At 71.6% G+C, this 16052-nt stretch carries 9 protein-coding genes; 2 read left to right on the plus strand and 7 right to left on the minus strand.

All coding sequences use genetic code 11. The annotated features are described in order from the left end of the window. Positions 1–112: 112 nt before the first annotated feature. The 5 genes from TsocGM_RS07295 to TsocGM_RS07315 form a co-directional block, all read right to left on the minus strand. Positions 113–1582: a sulfatase gene (locus TsocGM_RS07295; protein ID WP_126724642.1), complete on the minus strand. Its 1470-nt coding sequence runs from the start codon at positions 1580–1582 to the stop codon at positions 113–115. Positions 1583–1629: 47 nt separating this feature from the next. Then, positions 1630–3486: a DUF5060 domain-containing protein gene (locus TsocGM_RS07300; protein WP_126724643.1), complete on the minus strand. Its 1857-nt coding sequence runs from the start codon at positions 3484–3486 to the stop codon at positions 1630–1632. A gap of 94 nt (positions 3487–3580) precedes the next feature. Continuing rightward, positions 3581–5011, minus strand: a complete 1431-nt coding sequence (locus tag TsocGM_RS07305) for a dihydrolipoyl dehydrogenase family protein (protein WP_158633414.1) — start codon at positions 5009–5011, stop codon at positions 3581–3583. Between the two features lie 252 nt (positions 5012–5263). Next, the gene (locus TsocGM_RS07310) at positions 5264–6028 is read right to left on the minus strand and encodes a sugar phosphate isomerase/epimerase family protein (RefSeq protein ID WP_126724645.1); all 765 of its coding nucleotides are present in this window, start codon (positions 6026–6028) and stop codon (positions 5264–5266) included. 162 nt (positions 6029–6190) lie between these two features. After that, complete coding sequence (locus TsocGM_RS07315; RefSeq protein WP_126724646.1) at positions 6191–9946, minus strand: hypothetical protein; 3756 nt, start codon at positions 9944–9946, stop codon at positions 6191–6193. Between the two features lie 268 nt (positions 9947–10214). Between TsocGM_RS07315 and TsocGM_RS07320 the strand changes: the two genes are divergently transcribed. Then, the gene (locus TsocGM_RS07320) at positions 10215–11414 is read left to right on the plus strand and encodes an alpha/beta hydrolase (protein WP_158633416.1); all 1200 of its coding nucleotides are present in this window, start codon (positions 10215–10217) and stop codon (positions 11412–11414) included. A gap of 47 nt (positions 11415–11461) precedes the next feature. Here the strand turns inward: TsocGM_RS07320 and TsocGM_RS07325 are convergent, their stop codons facing one another. Together TsocGM_RS07325 and nadD are read right to left on the minus strand one after the other, a co-directional pair. Further along, on the minus strand, positions 11462–12661 hold the full coding sequence (locus TsocGM_RS07325; RefSeq protein ID WP_126724648.1) for a baeRF10 domain-containing protein: 1200 nt from the start codon (positions 12659–12661) through the stop codon (positions 11462–11464). A 128-nt stretch (positions 12662–12789) separates the two neighbouring features. After that, positions 12790–13401: a nicotinate-nucleotide adenylyltransferase gene (gene nadD / locus TsocGM_RS07330; RefSeq protein ID WP_126724649.1), complete on the minus strand. Its 612-nt coding sequence runs from the start codon at positions 13399–13401 to the stop codon at positions 12790–12792. 131 nt (positions 13402–13532) lie between these two features. Between nadD and priA the strand changes: the two genes are divergently transcribed. Continuing rightward, the gene (priA, locus tag TsocGM_RS07335) at positions 13533–15833 is read left to right on the plus strand and encodes a replication restart helicase PriA (RefSeq protein WP_126724650.1); all 2301 of its coding nucleotides are present in this window, start codon (positions 13533–13535) and stop codon (positions 15831–15833) included. Positions 15834–16052 lie beyond the last annotated feature (219 nt).

The following is a 16052-nucleotide window of genomic DNA, read 5'->3' on the forward strand; positions in this document are numbered from 1 at the left end:
AGGCCGCCGGCGGAGGGTCGGACGGGGAGGAGGCCCATGCCTCCGCCCGACTGAACGGTGGTGGGCGAGCGTCGCCACGCGCCCGGGGCGGCGTCCGGCCGCCCTGTCCCGATCACGGATGCCAGGGCTCCGGCCCGCCGTCGCGAGCCCGGAGGAACTGGGCGCCGACCTCCTCGTACCAGGAGTGCAGCCGGCTCCGCAGGCGTTCCACCGCCTCGGGCCGTTCGGCGGCGAGGTCGCGACGCTCGCCGGGGTCTCGGGACAGGTCGAACAGGTGGACGCGGCCGTCCTCGAAGCGTTCGATCAGCTTCAGGTCGCCGTCCCGGATCGCCCCTCCCGGGAAGCCCCCCTGGTTGGAATAGTGCGGATAGTGCCAGAACAGGGCCCCTCCCGGCCGATCCACCGCGCTGGCCTCCCCTCGGAGGAGCGGCACCAGGCTCACCCCGTCCCGATGCTGCTCCGGCTTGGGCGGCAGGCCGGCGATCTCCAGCAGGGTGGGGTAGAAGTCGGTGCTGATGACCGGCTCGTCGCAGGTCGTTCCCGAGTCGGTCACTCCCGGCCAGGCGATCAGGAACGGCTCTCGGATGCCCCCCTCGTACAGCCATCCCTTGCCCCCTCGGTACGGGAGGTTCGAGGTGGGGGAACCCTCGGAGGTCGACAGCCCGCCGTTGTCGGACATGAAGCAGACGACCGTGTCGTCGGCCAGCTCGAGCGCCTCCAGCCGGTCGAGGACGACCCCCACGGCCCGGTCCATGCTGTGAACCATCGCCGCGTAGGTCGGGTGGTCCTGCGCCACCCGGACGCGGCGGGGGCCGGCACCGGGCCAGACCTGTTCCTCGGGGGCGAACCGCCCGGCGTCGGTGAGGCCCAGCGCCTTTGCGGCCTCCCGGTAGGGGGCGATCCGCTCCTCCGGGGCCTGAAGGGGCGTGTGCACCGAGTGAAACGAGAGGTAGACCAAAAACGGCTCATCCTTGAACTGCTCGATCAGGCGAGCGGCCTCGTCTCCGAGGCGATCGGTCAGGTACTCCCCCTCCGGGCCGCTCTCCATCCTCGGGTTCTGGTAGGGGGAGAAGTACCCCCCCGGCGGCGAGCCGGCCCGGAAGCCGCCGACGTTGACCTCGAACCCCTGCGCCTCGGGCCAGTATTCCTCGGTCGGCCCGAGGTGCCACTTGCCGAGGAAGGCGGTCCGGTAGCCGGCCTCGCGGAACGCCTCGCCGAGGGTCACCTCGTCCAGCGGCATCCGGTCGTTCAGCGGAGCCCCCCGGAACCGGGCCTCGCGATCGCCGGAGAACCAGTTGGTGGCCCCAACCCGGGTCGGATACCTGCCGGTCATGATGCTGTACCGCGTCGGGCTGCAGACCGGGTTGGCGGCGTAACCGGCGGTGAAGCGCATCGCCCGGGACGAGAGGCGGGAGAGGTTCGGCGTGTCGTAGAACGTCTCCGGGTTGTACGGCTCGATGTCCATCACGCCGAGGTCGTCGGCCAGGATGAACACCACGTTCGGCCGCTCCGAGGCATCGGAACCGGGGAGGCTGGAGGCCACCAGCAGCGAGGCGATGGCGATACCGAAGGGAATGCTCATGTCGGTCTTCTCCCGAGCCTTGCGGTGCGCGCGGATCCTCGCGATCGTCAGTCCCGATCCGCCCGGAGCACCGCCACCCAGTCCTCGTCCGGCTCGGCCGGCGGCAGGCCGAGCGCGACCCTCCGGCCGCCCTCGACGGCCTCGACCGATCCCGATTGAAGCTCCCCTCCCGATTTCGGGGAGAACCATCGGACCGAGTAGCTCCCCTCGGGCAGATCGAGCGCCGCTCCCCGGCCGGTCGGCAGGTAGGCGACGTACAGCGCTCCCGGCTTCGAGAAGCCGAAGCCCCCCCGAGGCGAGACGACGATCCCGTCGTCGTGCCTCATCTCGGGGAAGGGGAGGTGCCGCCGGAAGAACTCGAGCGCGATGCGGGTCTGGGCCCACATGCTCGCCCGGCCGCGGAAGTCTTCCAGGTTCAGGTCGTTGTCCGGGTAGCGATAGCCAAAGTACCACTCGACTCCCGCTCCTCCCGCCATCAGGTTGCCCCAGAGGGCATGGCGGCGGACGTCGTCGTGGTCGGGGTCTTCGGCGTCCGGCTTGACGCCGGTGTCGGCCGGACCGATCTCGTCGAGACAGACGAACCACGGGCGGCCGGCGGCCTCCGAGGCGTCGACCCACCGGATCGTCTCCTCGTGGGTCCTCGTCATGTCCCCCATCTGGAGCGAAGGGCCGTCGATCGTCGGATGGCCGAGCAAGGGACGGTAAATCTTCTCATATTGGCCCGGGAACGTGTGCACAACAATCGGATGATCATACGGATCGATCGCCTTGAGGTCATCAGCGAACGCCTTCCGCTGGGCGTCGGTGTTGGCGAGCCCGAACGGGTTCGGATCGTCCCTCGGGCCGTCGTTGCCGCCGTTCTCCTCGCCCAGGTTCCAGACGATCATGGAGTGGTGGCCGAACCGGGCGACGAGTTCTCGATCGTACAGCTTCCGGGCGTCGGCGAAGAAGACGCCTTCGCCCGCTTCGAGTTCGAACAGGTTCTCGTTCTCCGTCTCCGAGAGCAGGACGTGCATCAGGATGCCGAGGCGGTCCATGTGGTCGAAGACGATCCCCCACTGGGCCAGCTTCGACACATCGAACCGCTCGCGATCGTCTCGAGAGGTCCAGGGCCAGACGTCGTCGCCGTCCCCCCGGACGTTCATCGTGATGAAGTAGACGGAGTTCACTCCCTCCGAGGCCAGGTAGTTCAGGGCGCCGATGATCCCCTTCCCCTTGCCTCCCCTCCAGGACGGGTCGCCGTCCTTCCAGTCTCGGAGGTGGGGAGCATACGAGTGCAACCCTCGGGAGGCGGCCTCGCCGGGCCGGGGATCGCCCGCCCGGCGGCGGCCGGAGGAGGTGCCGTCGAAGTCGGCGAAGGCGAGGAAGTTCTCCGGGCTGTCGGCGCCTCCCTTGAGGAACCACTCCCCGTTGCCGGCGAAGCGGAGGTAGCGATGGTCGTCATGCCGAAGCATCCCCCGGGCCTCGGCATCCTCCCGGACGATGATCGTCCCGGCGGTGCCGTCCCCGACGACGGGTTCCCCCGCCTCAGGGTCGTCCGACAGGGCGATCCGGTCCCCTCGGCGGAGCGAAACCGCGAAGGTCCAGCGCCCCGGCCGGTCGGGGACGACGTGGGCCCGCCAGGTGTTCCCTGCCGTCGCCCCCGACTCCGCCGCGTTGCCGTCGGCGGCGAAGTAGCCGGGGACGACCAGCCGGACGCCGTCCTCGGCCTGGAGAACGACGGTCATTCGGTAGTCGAGGAACGGGTTCGGGTCGCCCCCCTCCTCGGCCCGGGGACCGGCCACGTCGATGGTGACCGATTGCCACTGTCGGGCCTCCTCCTCCTGCCGGGGAGCCGAGGCGATCGCCGGCATCGGGGCGATCAGGACGAAGACCAGCGAGAGTCGGGTCGGTGCTCGTCTCATCGGTGCGGTCGTCCTCCAGGTCCGGGGGAGCGCGTCTTGGGGGAACGTGCCGGACGATCGCGGCGGCGGCGCCGATCGGTCCCGTCCCGTCCCGTCAGGGAGACGGCCGGGGCGAGTAGCCGTAGACCAACCGCAGCGCCGCCCGGGTCATGCCGCTTTCCAGCCGGGTCGCGGCGAACTGGGTGGCCAGTGCCCGAGCCAGGCCGGCGTGGGTCGGATACGGGTGGACCGTGTTGACCAGTTGCGGGAGCCTCAATCCCTGCTCCATCGCCACCACGAACTCCTGGAGCACCAGCGCGGCGTGGTCCCCGACAATCGTGGCGCCGAGGATCTTCCCCGAGGGGGTCGCGGCCACCTTCGCGAAGCCGATCGTCCGGCCCTCGATCCTCGCCCGGTCCAGGTCCTCATACGCGACCCGGAAGATCCGAGCCCCTTCGGCCGGATCGAGTCCGGCGGTGCGGCCGACCGAGGCGACCTCGGGATCGGTGTACGAGGCGCGAGGGATCGCGGTGTAATCGATCTTCCTCGGGATGCCAAGCACCGCGTTGACGAAGGCGACGGCTGCCTCGCGCTCGGCGGCGTGAGTCCACTGGTGGTGGCCGATCACATCGCCGATCGCGTAGATGTTCCGGGCCCGAGTTTGGAGATATTCGTCGACCGGGATGCCCCGATCGGGGTCCGCCTCAATCCCGACCGCTTCCAGGTTCAACCCGTCCACGTTCGCCCGCCTGCCGGCCGCCACGAGCAGGGCGTCCCGGACGGCCTCCATCTCCTCCCCGGAGCGGCGGTCGACGAAGCGGACGACCTTCATCCCGTCCCGGGGCTCGACCCGGGTGATCTCAACATCCGTGAAGACCTGGATCCCTTCGGCCTCCAGCGCGGCCCGGAGCTGGTCGCTGGCCTCGGGATCCTCCCCCGGCAGAATCCGCGGGGCGGATTCCAGGATCGTGACCGCCACGCCGAGCCGGGCCATCGCCTGGCCCAGCTCCAGGCCGGCGGCGCCGGCGCCAATGACCGCCATCGAGTCGGGGCGCGTCTCCAGGGACCAGATCGTCTCGTTGGTCAGCGGGGAGGCCGCCTCCAGTCCCTCGATGGGAGGAAGCGCCGGGCGGGAGCCCGTGGCGATGACGAAGGACCGGCCGTTGACCCGGGCCGAGCCGTCGACGACGACCGAGTCGTACGCCTCGAAGGCCGCCCTCCCGTACCGGACCTCCACCCCTCGAGATCGCATCGCCTCGACGTCGCTGCCGGCGAACGACTCGACCACCGATCGGACGCGGCCCATCACCCGGGAGAAGTCAATCTCCGGGGGAGCAACAGCGATCCCGAAGCGATCGGCCGATCGGATCCGGTGCGCTAGGTCGGCGGCGTGGAGCAGCGCCTTGCTCGGCACGCAGGCGGTGAAGGTGCATTCGCCGCCGAGCCGATCGGCCTCGATCAGGGCGACCTTCGCCCCGACCGCCGCCGCGGCCCCCGCCACGTTGAGGCCGCCGGAGCCCCCTCCGATCACCACCAAGTCATACATCGATGCGCCCGCCCGCCCGGCCCCGGTGCTTCCCCTGCCGGCCGATCCTGGCCGACCGGGCCCTCGTCCCCCTCGCATCGGATCGCGAGGCGGATTATAGCCGGGCCCCCGGGGCCTCGCCAGCGTCGAGGAGCCGGGGGGGTTGGGGCGGGAGAGATCACGGAGCCGGACGTCGAGCCCCGGGCGATCGTCCCTGAGGGGGATGCCGGATCATCGCCCCCCGGGGGATGCCGCGGAGATCGAGAGGCCCAGTTAGATGAGACTCTCCAGCAGCAGCTTCATCTTCCGGACCTCGACCTCGATGTTGAACGGGCAGTCCCCGCGATTGATCAGGGAGACGGTCAGCGATCGGTTGTAGCCATGACGCTCCAGGATGGTGACGATCCGGGCGTAGTCGACCTTCCCCTGTCCGATGCGGACCTGCTCCTCTCCCGGGTTCTTGCCGGTATCGCGGAAGTGAGCGTTCTGGACGAACGGGAACAGCTCGTCGTAGTTCTTCCCGGCGTAGGGGCCGAGCACATAGTGGCTGGGATCGAGCGTCACCCCGAGCCCGGGCACCGCCTTGCACAGGGCGAGGGCCGCGGCCGGGTCGGCGGTGACGGTCTCCCGATGCGTTCGGACGGAGAGGACCAGTCCTTCCCTCCCGGCGATCGCCGCCAGCTCGGTGAGCCGACGCACCTCGTCGTCCAGTGGAGAGCCGATCGGAGCCGCCGGGATCGTCAGCACGGCGACCGTCAGCAACTTGGAGAACCGGCACATCGCCTCGAACCGCTTGCGCAGGGTCGTCGGGTCGACCGGGCCAAAGTCCAGCTCCAGTGCCGTGGGGGCGAGGCTGGGGCCGGTTCTCAGGCGATGCAGCGCCGACTCGGGGTCGGAGGCCACCTCGGAGGGGGACAGGTGGGGCCCTCCCTCGACGATCGCCAGATCGATCTTGTGGAATTCCAGCTCCGCGATCTGCCGCAGGGCCGCCTCGAGCGGCCGGTCGCCGAAGCAGAGGGTGCTGCACGCGACGAACATCCCTGGCCCTCCTGACCCTCCCGTAGAGGTCGACGAGTCGAGGCGATCGGGCCCGGCATCGCCGACGCCCCGGGACCACCCTCGGGCGATCCCCTGCGCCCCGGGCCTCGGGCGGCCCGGAAGCCTCCGGATCGGCCCTCCTTCCATCCGGGAGGGGGGATCTTACCGCAGTCGGGCCCGCTCGGGTAGGTCAGTCGCGATCGCCCCGGCCGGCGCCGATCCCGGGGACGGGGACGTCGCCCCCCCGGGGAGGATCGGGCCGCCGGACGCCTCGACCCAGTGCGATCGGGAGAGCCTCGCGAAGTCGGCGTATCGCCCCTCGTCATACGCCTGCAGCGCCGCCGTCAGGCAGCTCCTGGCCTGGGCGAGCCCCTGCCCGACCAGCGACAGGTCATCCACCCAGAGCTTCCCCGGGGACCTCAGCTCGAAGCGGAGTCGGAGGGAAGACGACGACCCGGTCGGCAGCCCCGGGGCCCGCAGCGCCAGCGGCGACCAGTTCCTTCGGTCGGCCCGGGGAAGGTCGGCGGCCAGCCGGACCGGCTCGGAGGCCCCGGGCTCCGAATCGATCCGGATCCTCACGCTCGCATCGGGGGGTTCGGTCCTCAGGAAGGCCCGGAGCGTGGCCGCCGGCCCCGGAGCCGCGAAGCTCGGGCTGGAGGCCGCGGCCGGGGCCTCGGGGGCGATCAGCAGCAGGCTCCCCCTCCCTGTCCTGGGGCGATCGGAGACGATCGCCACAGAAGGTCCTCCCGCCCCCTCGGCGGTCCATCCGGCGGCGGTCCACGAGTCCTCTCCGTCCGAGGCAGCCCGACGGAGGGCCGCCTCCGGCTCGAACCCGGGGTTGAGCCGGGCGATCGACCCTCCCGAGGCGAGCTCCTGGAGCCGACGGGCGATTTCCTTCCGGTGCTCCTCGCGCGCCGGGTCAAACGTCGTCGACACCGCCCCGAGGTGGGCCCCGGGCGCTCCCACCCGGAACGCCGCCACCCCGAACGGCCCGAGGTCGACCGACACCCGACGCCCTCCCGACGCGGCCTCGACCCGCAGCGGAGTGCCCCCTGCCAGATCGACGATCGGGGCGGAGGCCGGCGCCGCCAGCAAGGCCGAGAACTCGACCGCGAACGGGGTGTCGTTGGCGATCGCGATATAGGTGTCCTCCCCGGCGGAGATCTCCCGGGCAAGCACCCCCGAGGTGGACGCCCCGGCCGGGACGCCGGGAGACGACGGCAGGGCTCGGAAGGCCCGGGAGAACCGACGGACGGCCTGCTCCGCGCCGCTTGCGGTCGGGGAGGAAACCACGACCCAGCTCGCATCCAGCGCCGCCAGGGCGTGCCCGAAGGGCTCGTCCGCCCCGGGATCGGGGCCAACGCCCCGGGCCGAGAGCTTCAAGGGGGACGACCGGGGAGCGGCGTCCTCGATCCCGAGCAATACCCCCCGGGTCGAGTGGTCCAGCAGCGGGGCGTCCAGGGCGGGATGCGAGGCCAGGTCGTGCTCCAGGCCGACCGGCCTCGCCCCGACTCCCCGGAGGACGATCGGAGCGGGCCCGTCTCCCCGGGGCCAGTCGTCCAGGTCCAGGCCGAGCGACCTCCAGGCCGCCTCGGGGGAGAGCCCCTCTCGGTCGACCCGGCGGGCCTCCGCCCCGGCGGGGCCGTCGTCGAGCCCCGGAGTGGCGACCAGCAGCCGGACTCCCGGCCGGGCCTCGGCGATCCGGGAGGCGAGCCCCGAGTAGTACTCCCCGACCTGCCTCGATCGCCAGGAGAGCCACGGGACCGAGGCCGGACCGGTCAGATACTCGAGCCGGGAGGCGAATCGGGCCGGGTCCGTCGGGTCGAGCCCGGGAGCCGAGGCCCCCTTGATCGCCTCGGCGACGAACCGCCGGTACGTCTCGTCGTCGAAGCCGGTGTCGGCCCTCCCGGGCAGCGTCGGGCCGGTCCCGAGCCGGACGAGGAGCCCATCCGGCCTCGAGGAAGCCGGCGCCCCCTCATCCTCCAAGGCGGCCAGGAGATGCCGCGTCAGCGCCCGTTGGACCTCGGGTCGGAGCAGGTTGTACGACGGCGTCCCGGCCTCCGCCCGGCCGGTTCCGTCCAGCCGGACCAGCCCTCGGGCCTCGGCCTCATAGGACCCCGGGGGAGGTAGTCCGGGCAGCGAGACACCCTCAAGGTCCACCTCGAGGATCAGCTCCACCCCCTGACGGTCCAGGATCGACCGCAGGACCCCATCGCGATCGGGACCGATCGGATCCTCGTCGGCCTGGCCTTCGAGCGCCGATCGGATCGGCCGATCGGCCGGGCTATCGGGCACGACCACCGCCGAGGCCCCGAGCCAGTCGAGGTAACTCGCCAGGTGCGATGCTCGGGAGAGGGGATCGTCCGGGCCGTCGTCCGAGAGGCCGCCGAACCGGTCGAGATCGCCCGGGCCGGTCAACCGGAGGGCGACCGCCCTCCCGCCGTCCGGAGGAGGGTCGGAAACCTTCAGGGGAGCGGGCTCCCCGGCCAGTTCGACGAGCGAGGCGTCTCCCAGGGCGAGGGGACGGTCGGGGGATCGGTTGACGACCACCAGGACCGGCTCGCTCGCATCGGGCCAGATCGGCCAGGAGAGGACCCTGGGCGGTCCGGCCCCCTCCACCCGGCCGCCGCTTCCCCTCGCGTCCAGCAGCAATCGGGGACGGACCCCGGGGGCGATCAGGGCGACCGAGAGTGCGGAGGGCTCCCCGTCCAGGATCTCCAGGTCCAGCCGGTGAGGCCGGTTCGGGTGCGCGACCTTTAGCGGGGCCGCGGTCCAGGAAAGCCCCTCCGGCCCGGCCTCCCGGAGCGGCCGGGAATCGGTGCCGACCCGGGACAGCAGGGTCCAGTGGCGATCCCTCCTCGGCGGATCGACGAGCAGCTCGATCGGCACCGCCCAGGGGGATTCCGGGTCGGGGAGGTCGGCCGGCGCCCGGCCCTCGGGCCGGGGACGGATCCCCCGGGCTCGGCCCAGACCGACGGCATCGACCACGACCTCGGCCGGTTCGGCCCCCGACTCCGGAGCCGAGCCGGGAGGGGAAGGCCCGGAGCGGGAGAGCACCGTCAGGCTGACCCGTCGGACGCTCCCGTCCGGAGGCTGCTGGGGCCGGAGCCTCCGCCACCATCGGCCGAGCCGGGAGGAGTCGGCCTGGGGGCCCCGGGGGGCCCAGGTCGTCGCGAGCTCCAGGACGTAGGTCCCCTCCTCGTCCGGCATCTGGACCGGGAGGATCAGGCCGGGGGGCTGCCCCGCGTTGGTTGGGACGACGACGCGACGGGAGTCCTCCCAGAGCACCCGATCCCCTCGGATCGGCCGCAGCCGGACCGAGAGGGACAGGTCAACCTGGGTCGGCTCGGGGGCGAGCACGTTGACGCCCACGGTGACGGGCACGACCGCTCCGGGAGTCGCGGTGCCGTCGCCGGGCACGTGGACCTCGATCGCGTCCCAGGGCAGGCGACGGACCTCAATCATCGTGCCGCCGTCGACCGGGGTTGCCTGGGGGCCGTCCAGCAGGGAAAGCAACGGGATGGTCCATCGAGACGAGCCGAGCCGGACGGTCATCGAGGCCTGAATCGGCGCCTCGATCCTCGCCCGAGCCTTCCCGACCGGCTCGCTCCCGATTCGCCAGGCGCCGCCGGGGAGGGGTTCGGGAGAGGGCAGGGAGGGGACCCCAGTGGGGTCGTCGTCCTCGGGCCAAGCCAGGGCCTGGACGACCCGTCCCTCGGTCACTTCCAGGACCACGCCTCCCGGCGCGGGGGCCCGAGGGCCGAGGATCACCCCGGGCGCGGCCCGCCAGTTCACCTCGACCGTCAGCCGGATCGGCGGCGTCTCGGCCTGGGCCGGGCCGGCCTGGAGAAGCCAGGGGAGCATCGCGGCCAGGGACGCCCTCCAGGCTGCCCCGACGCCGCGCCGATCGCCTCTCATCCGCACCCCGAATCGTTCGGAACTCGTCCCAGGCCCGCTTCCTTGCCGGCCCGATCCGATGTTCAACCAAGATCATCGCCCCGACCCGGTTCCGAACTTGAGCGATTTTCCGATCGAAGCCGGAAAACCGGGTTCCCGCCCGGACTCATCTTCCCGGATCGGGGCGAAGCCGGTATGGATGGTCCGACCGGCATCGCGGGGCCCGCCCCGGGATGGTCCAGGGACGGCCATCCCCCGCGGCGATCGCCACTCCAGGGAGGGTCTTGCCGTGGCTGCTGCGCCGATCCTGCTCCTGGCCGCGATCCTGTCCGGCCCGGCCATTCCGAGGGACTCGGGCACGCAGGGCGGCGAGTCGGAGCATTCGGGCCCGCCTCATTCGGCGATGCTCGCCTTGAGCTTCGGCGAGGGGGAGCGCTCCTACTGGCTGTTCGAGCCGATCGACCCGAAGCCCGACGCCCCCGCGCCGGTCGTCGTGTTCCTCCACGGCTGGATGTCGACCAATCCCGGCCTGTACGGCTCCTGGATCGCGCACTTGACCCGTCGGGGGCACATCGTCATCTACCCGAGGTACCAGGACGACTGGAGGACCCGGCCGGCGGAGTTCCTCCCCAATGCGCTGGACGCGATCCGAAGTGCCCTGCACGTGCTGGACACCGCCCCGGGGCACGTCCGACCCGACCGGAACCGCTTCGCCCTGATCGGGCACTCGGCCGGGGGGAACCTGGCGGCCCAGCTCGCGGCGCTGGCGGCCGAGGTCGGGTTGCCTGAGCCCAAGGCGGTCGTGGCGGCGTTGCCGGGAGAGGTCCTGCCGGCCAGCGGGCCGGATCTGTCCCGGATTCCCGGCACGACCGCCCTGGTCGTGGCGGCGGCGCAGGAGGACGTGGTGGTGGGAGACGTCCGGGCCCGGGAGATCTTCGAGGAGGCCTCGGCGATCCCCCCCGAGCGGAAGCAGTTCATCTTTCTCCGGAGCGACCGGTCGGTTGATCCGCCGCTGGTCGCCGACCACGCCTCGGCCATGGCCGGCCTGCCCTGGCTCGACACCGGGGAGGGTCCGTTCCACACCCTGCAGATGAACGCGGCGACGGTCGACCGCCTGGACACCGCCCTGTACTGGAAGGCCGCCGACCTGGCGCTTCAGGCCGGTTTCACCGGCCTTTCGCTGGATTCGATCACACGATCGGGGGCGATCTTCCGGGCCCTGGGGGACCGGGGGGACGGCCTGCCGATCCGGCCGCCGCTGGTTTCCGACGACCTGGAGCGGATCCCCCGGGTGACCCTGGCCAACGGCGTCCGCCTGGTGCGGTGGCCCTCCTCGGTCTTCGACCCGGTCGCCCGGCCGGAGGTCGCCCGGCATCCGAGACGGACGCTCCCCCGCACCATCGCGATCCCCGACGAGGGGGCATCGGCCCCGATCGACCCGGGCGTGACCCGGGCCGCCTCTCGGCCCGCTCCCGGCCGGCTCCGTTGAGGACCGAACCGGGACGGGGCGGGACGGTCATCGATCGAGGGGCCTGCTCAGCGGCCCTCCGGGGAAGTGGCGGGGGCCCAGTTCGCCTCGGCCCGCAGCAGCGCGGCGACGCCGTGGGCCCGCTCCAAGGGATCGGGGGCTCGGCCGTCGGGGCGATCGAGCAGGTGGACCGAGGCGATCCGCTGGCTGAGGGCCATCTTCATGATCTCCTGGGCGGCGTCCACCATCGACGCCCTCCCGCCGCAGTAGACGCACTGGACCGTCGGGGCGCCGAAGCGGTAGCCGCAGGATCGGCAACGCGATCCGGGCATCGCCCGGGAGGAGCCGAAGACGATCTCATACGCCCGTCCTTGCTGGAGGGCGTCGAGGACCTCCGTCGGCCCGTTGGCGACGAGGTGGCCCCGCGCCCAGCGCTGCTCCAGCTCGCCGAGCAGCCGGTCGCGCTCCGCCCGCTTCCACGCCTCGATCGCCCGAACCACGTCGTCCTCCACGTCGGCGGTCTTCGGCTGCGACCGCATCGCCTGGGAGTGCTCCAGCACGACAGCGGCGGCGGCCTCCTTGTGCAAGAGCCGGCGGACGGCGGCGGTCGTCGGCGGCTGCCCCAGCAGGATCAGGCCGGTGGGGGAGGTGGATCGGAAGTGCTCGGAGATGACGTCGGCGACCGCCCTGAGGAACTCGTCGTTGGTGAGCCGCTGCTGCCGCTCGTGCCAGGTGTGGTTGAATCGCTTCTTGTAGGTGAACCAGGGCTTGTCCCGCTGGATCTCCGTCGGCACCTCCTTGTTGAGCCCGGCGATGCGTTCGGTTCGGCCCGAGTGGGCCTCGAAGAGGTGCAGTTCATGGGAATCGACCAGCGCGATGAGGTAGCTCGGCGCGCCGTACCAGCGTTCCAGCAGCGGCAAGACGTAGGGTTCTTCGTCAAGCACCAGCTTGTTGCCGACCGGGAAGGCCAGCTGCATCACGTGGAAGAGGCCCCGGCCCGGGGCGCTGAAGGCGGCCAGGCCCTTGGAGGAGGGCTCGGCGTGCTCGACCGCCTGGAGGATCGGTCCCATGTGCTCATCGAGCGCCCGGCTGGCCTCGGCCTCCGACAGCGCCGCTCCGGCTTGCCGGACAATGTTGGCCAGCTCGGTCTCGGCGAAGCGGCGGAAGCCGTCCCGGACGGTCAGGTCGGCAAAGGCGCTGACGACATAATCGGTCTGATCGGGAAAATCGATCAGGATTTCCAGGTCATTCCGAGTGATCGGCATCATCGCGGTCGGTCCTTTCGCGATCGGGGGGCGGCGCGTCGCCTCTGGTCAGTCGCTGATCGGCGGAGCGCCGCTCCCTATGATACGATGACCGACCTGCGACTCGGTCGCCAGGCCGGCGCGCGGAGGGATCAGGGGGCCGGGCGATAGAGCCGATGGGCCTCGATGTACGCCTCGACCCCCCTCGGGACGAGGTATCGGATGCTGCGGCCCTCGGCGACCCGGCGGCGGAGGTCCCGAGAGGAAACCTCCACCAGCGGAGCGTCGACCCGGGCGATCGGCCGGGCGTCGGGGTGGGCGTCGAGGATCTCCCGCGTGGCGTTGGCCGGCGGCTCGGCGGTGCCGGGGCGGCCGACGGCGACCACGGTGGCCAGGCTCATCACCCGGCCGGGTTCCCGCCAGGTCGGCAGGTCGGCGAGGCTGTCGCCGCCGATGAGGAAGAACAGCTCGTCCCCAGGACGGCTCCGAGCCACCTCCTCCAACGTCCGATAGGTATAGTGCGGGCCCGGCGAGCGGGCCTCGATCTCCGAGACCTCGAAGGCCGGGTTCCCCGCGATCGCGATCCGGACCATCTCGAGCCGGTCGGACACCGGGGTGCGCCCCTCTCGCTGCTTGTGCGGCGGCTGGCCGGCGACGACGAACCAGACGAGGTCCAGAGCCATCGCCTCCCGGCACGACTCGGCCAGGATGAGATGCCCCAGGTGGATCGGGTCGAAGGTGCCGCCGAAGAGGCCGAGTCGCATCGCCGAGGCTCGGGGGTTGCTGTGGACAGGCGATCAGGATTACCCTGGGACGGTGGCCGAGGCGGCCAGTCTAGCAGAACCGGGGCGGCCCGGGGCAGGCCCCGCCGCCTCCCCCCGAGGGGCCCTCGCCCATGAGCCGACTCGACGCCGGGAGCCGAGACGACCAGGGGGCGCTGTTCTCCGTCGAGGCCGAGGGACCGTTCGCCGGCGTCGTCTTCAACCGGCCGCTCGATCAGGTCTTCTCCTACGCCATCCCGAAGCGGCTGCGGGGGAGCGTGAAGGTCGGCCAGCGGGTCCGGGTGCCGCTGGGGAGGGCGAACCAGCCGATCACCGGCTACGTCGTCTGGATCGAGCCCTCCGCGGCGGTCGACCCGGGGAAGGTCAAGGACGTGCTGGAGGTCCTGGACGACCCTCCCCTGATCGACGGCGTCATGCTTGAGCTGACCCGGTGGATGGCCGGCTACTACGCCTGCTCCTGGGGACAGGCGCTCGACGCGGTCGTCCCCGCCGGCGTGAAGAAGCAGGCGGGAACTCGGATCGCCACCTGCCTGATCGTGCCCGACGAGGTCCGCCTCTGCCGGGACACCTGGACGCTGCCCTCCCGCCAGGCCGAGATCCTGGAGCTGCTCTGCAAGGCCGTGGGGACGCTCACCGTCACCGACGTCTGCCGGCTGGCGAAGTGCACCACGGCCCCGATCGCCTCGCTGCGCAGGCGGGGCCTGATCCACACCGTCCGGCGCCGGATGAGCCGGGCGCCGGTGGTCAAGCCGTCCGACCCGACGGTTCCGGAGGACGACCACGACGGCAAGGCCCCCGTGGCGCTGACCTCCGAGCAGTCCGACGTGCTCGATCGGCTGGCGCCGAGCCTGGCCGGCGACGCCTTCGCCACCTTCCTCCTGCACGGCGTGACCGGCAGCGGGAAGACGGAGGTGTACCTCAGCGCCATCGAGCGGGTGGTCGCCCGGGGGAAGGAGGCCATCGTCCTGGTCCCGGAGATCAGCCTCACGCCGCAGACGATCCGGCGGTTCCGCCGGCGGTTCGACCGCGTGGCCGTCCTGCACAGCCATCTCAGCGACGCCGAGCGGCACCGCCACTGGCGGGCGATCGCCTCGGGGGAGGTCCAGGTGGTCGTCGGCGCCCGGTCGGCGATCTTCGCCCCGGCCAGGAAGCTCGGCCTGATCGTCATCGACGAGGAGCACGAGTCGACCTTCAAGCAGGAGACGACCCCGAGGTATCACGCCCGGGACGTGGCGGTGAAGCGGGCCCAGTTGGAGAAGCTGCCGGTGATCCTGGGCTCGGCCACCCCGGCGCTGGAAACCTGGGCCAACGCCGATCGGGGGAGGTACACGAGGCTGACCCTCGGCCGAAGGGTCGCCGAGCGGCCGATGCCCCGGGTCGACATCATCGACATGAGGAGAGAGAAGCCGAGCAAGGGGCAACCCGCGCACGCCCTCGGCGGCCTGATGCGGCGGGCGATGGCCGAGGCGCTCGACGACAACGGGCAGGTGATCCTGCTGCTCAACCGTCGGGGGTTTCACACCTTCATCCTCTGCCCGAAATGCGGCTGCGTGCTCAAGTGCGGCGCCTGCGACGTCGCCCTGACGCACCACAAGGAGCGGCACACCGCCCTCTGCCACACTTGCGACGCCGAGTACCCTCCCCCCGACCGTTGCCCCTCCTGCTCGTGCAACACGCTGCACTACGGCGGCATCGGCACCGAGCGGCTGGAACGAGAGGTCCGAGAGGCGTTCCCAAACCACGTCGTCCGGCGCATGGACTCGGACACGATGCGGTCCCCCGGCGCGTATGAGCAGGTGCTCGCGGCGTTCCGGGCCCGGCAGGTGCACATCCTGCTCGGGACTCAGATGATCGCCAAGGGGCTGGACTTCCCGGATGTGACCCTCGTCGGGGTGGTCAACGCCGATACCTCGCTCCACCTGCCCGACTTCCGGGCCGCCGAGCGGACGTTCCAGCTCGTCGCCCAGGTCGCCGGCCGCACCGGCCGAGGGGAACGGCCCGGCCGGGTGCTCGTGCAGACCTACGCGCCGGACGCCCCCGCGATCTCCTACGCCGCCCGGCACGATTACCTCGGCTTCGTGGCCCAGGAACTCCCCGAGCGTAAGAAGCACCACTACCCCCCCTTCGGCCGGGTCGTCCGGCTCATCGCCCGGGGGCCGATCGAGGCGGACGTCGTCGCCTTCCTCGACTCCTTCGCTGGAGTGCTCCGGGGCCTGGCCGATCCGGGAGTCCTCCTGCTCGGCCCGGCGCCGGCACCGGTGATGAAGATCAAGCACCTGTTCCGCTACCACCTCCAGCTTCGAGCGCCGACCGCCCCCCCGTTGCAGGCCCTCCTCCGGGCCGCCCTCCCCCTGGCCGACCCGCCTCACCCCATCGAGCTGGCGGTCGACGTCGACCCCGTGAGCCTGCTCTGATTCCCCGGGCGGTGCGCTCGCGGAACGCTGGGCTCATTTCCCAGAACCCAATTCAATACTACGACTTACGCGACTCGCGTTGGCTTCGTTCCGGGCACTGTCTCATCCGCCATCCTGTTGGGTTGACAGTTGTTGCGTCAATGCGGCGGGGTCGGCCTGCAGCAGCTCCCAGAAGTCGGCGGTCGGCAGCACCAGGCCCAGGACCTGGTAGGGGCAGCG

This window comes from Tautonia sociabilis (assembly GCF_003977685.1).
Classification (GTDB): Bacteria; Planctomycetota; Planctomycetia; order Isosphaerales; family Isosphaeraceae; genus Tautonia; species Tautonia sociabilis.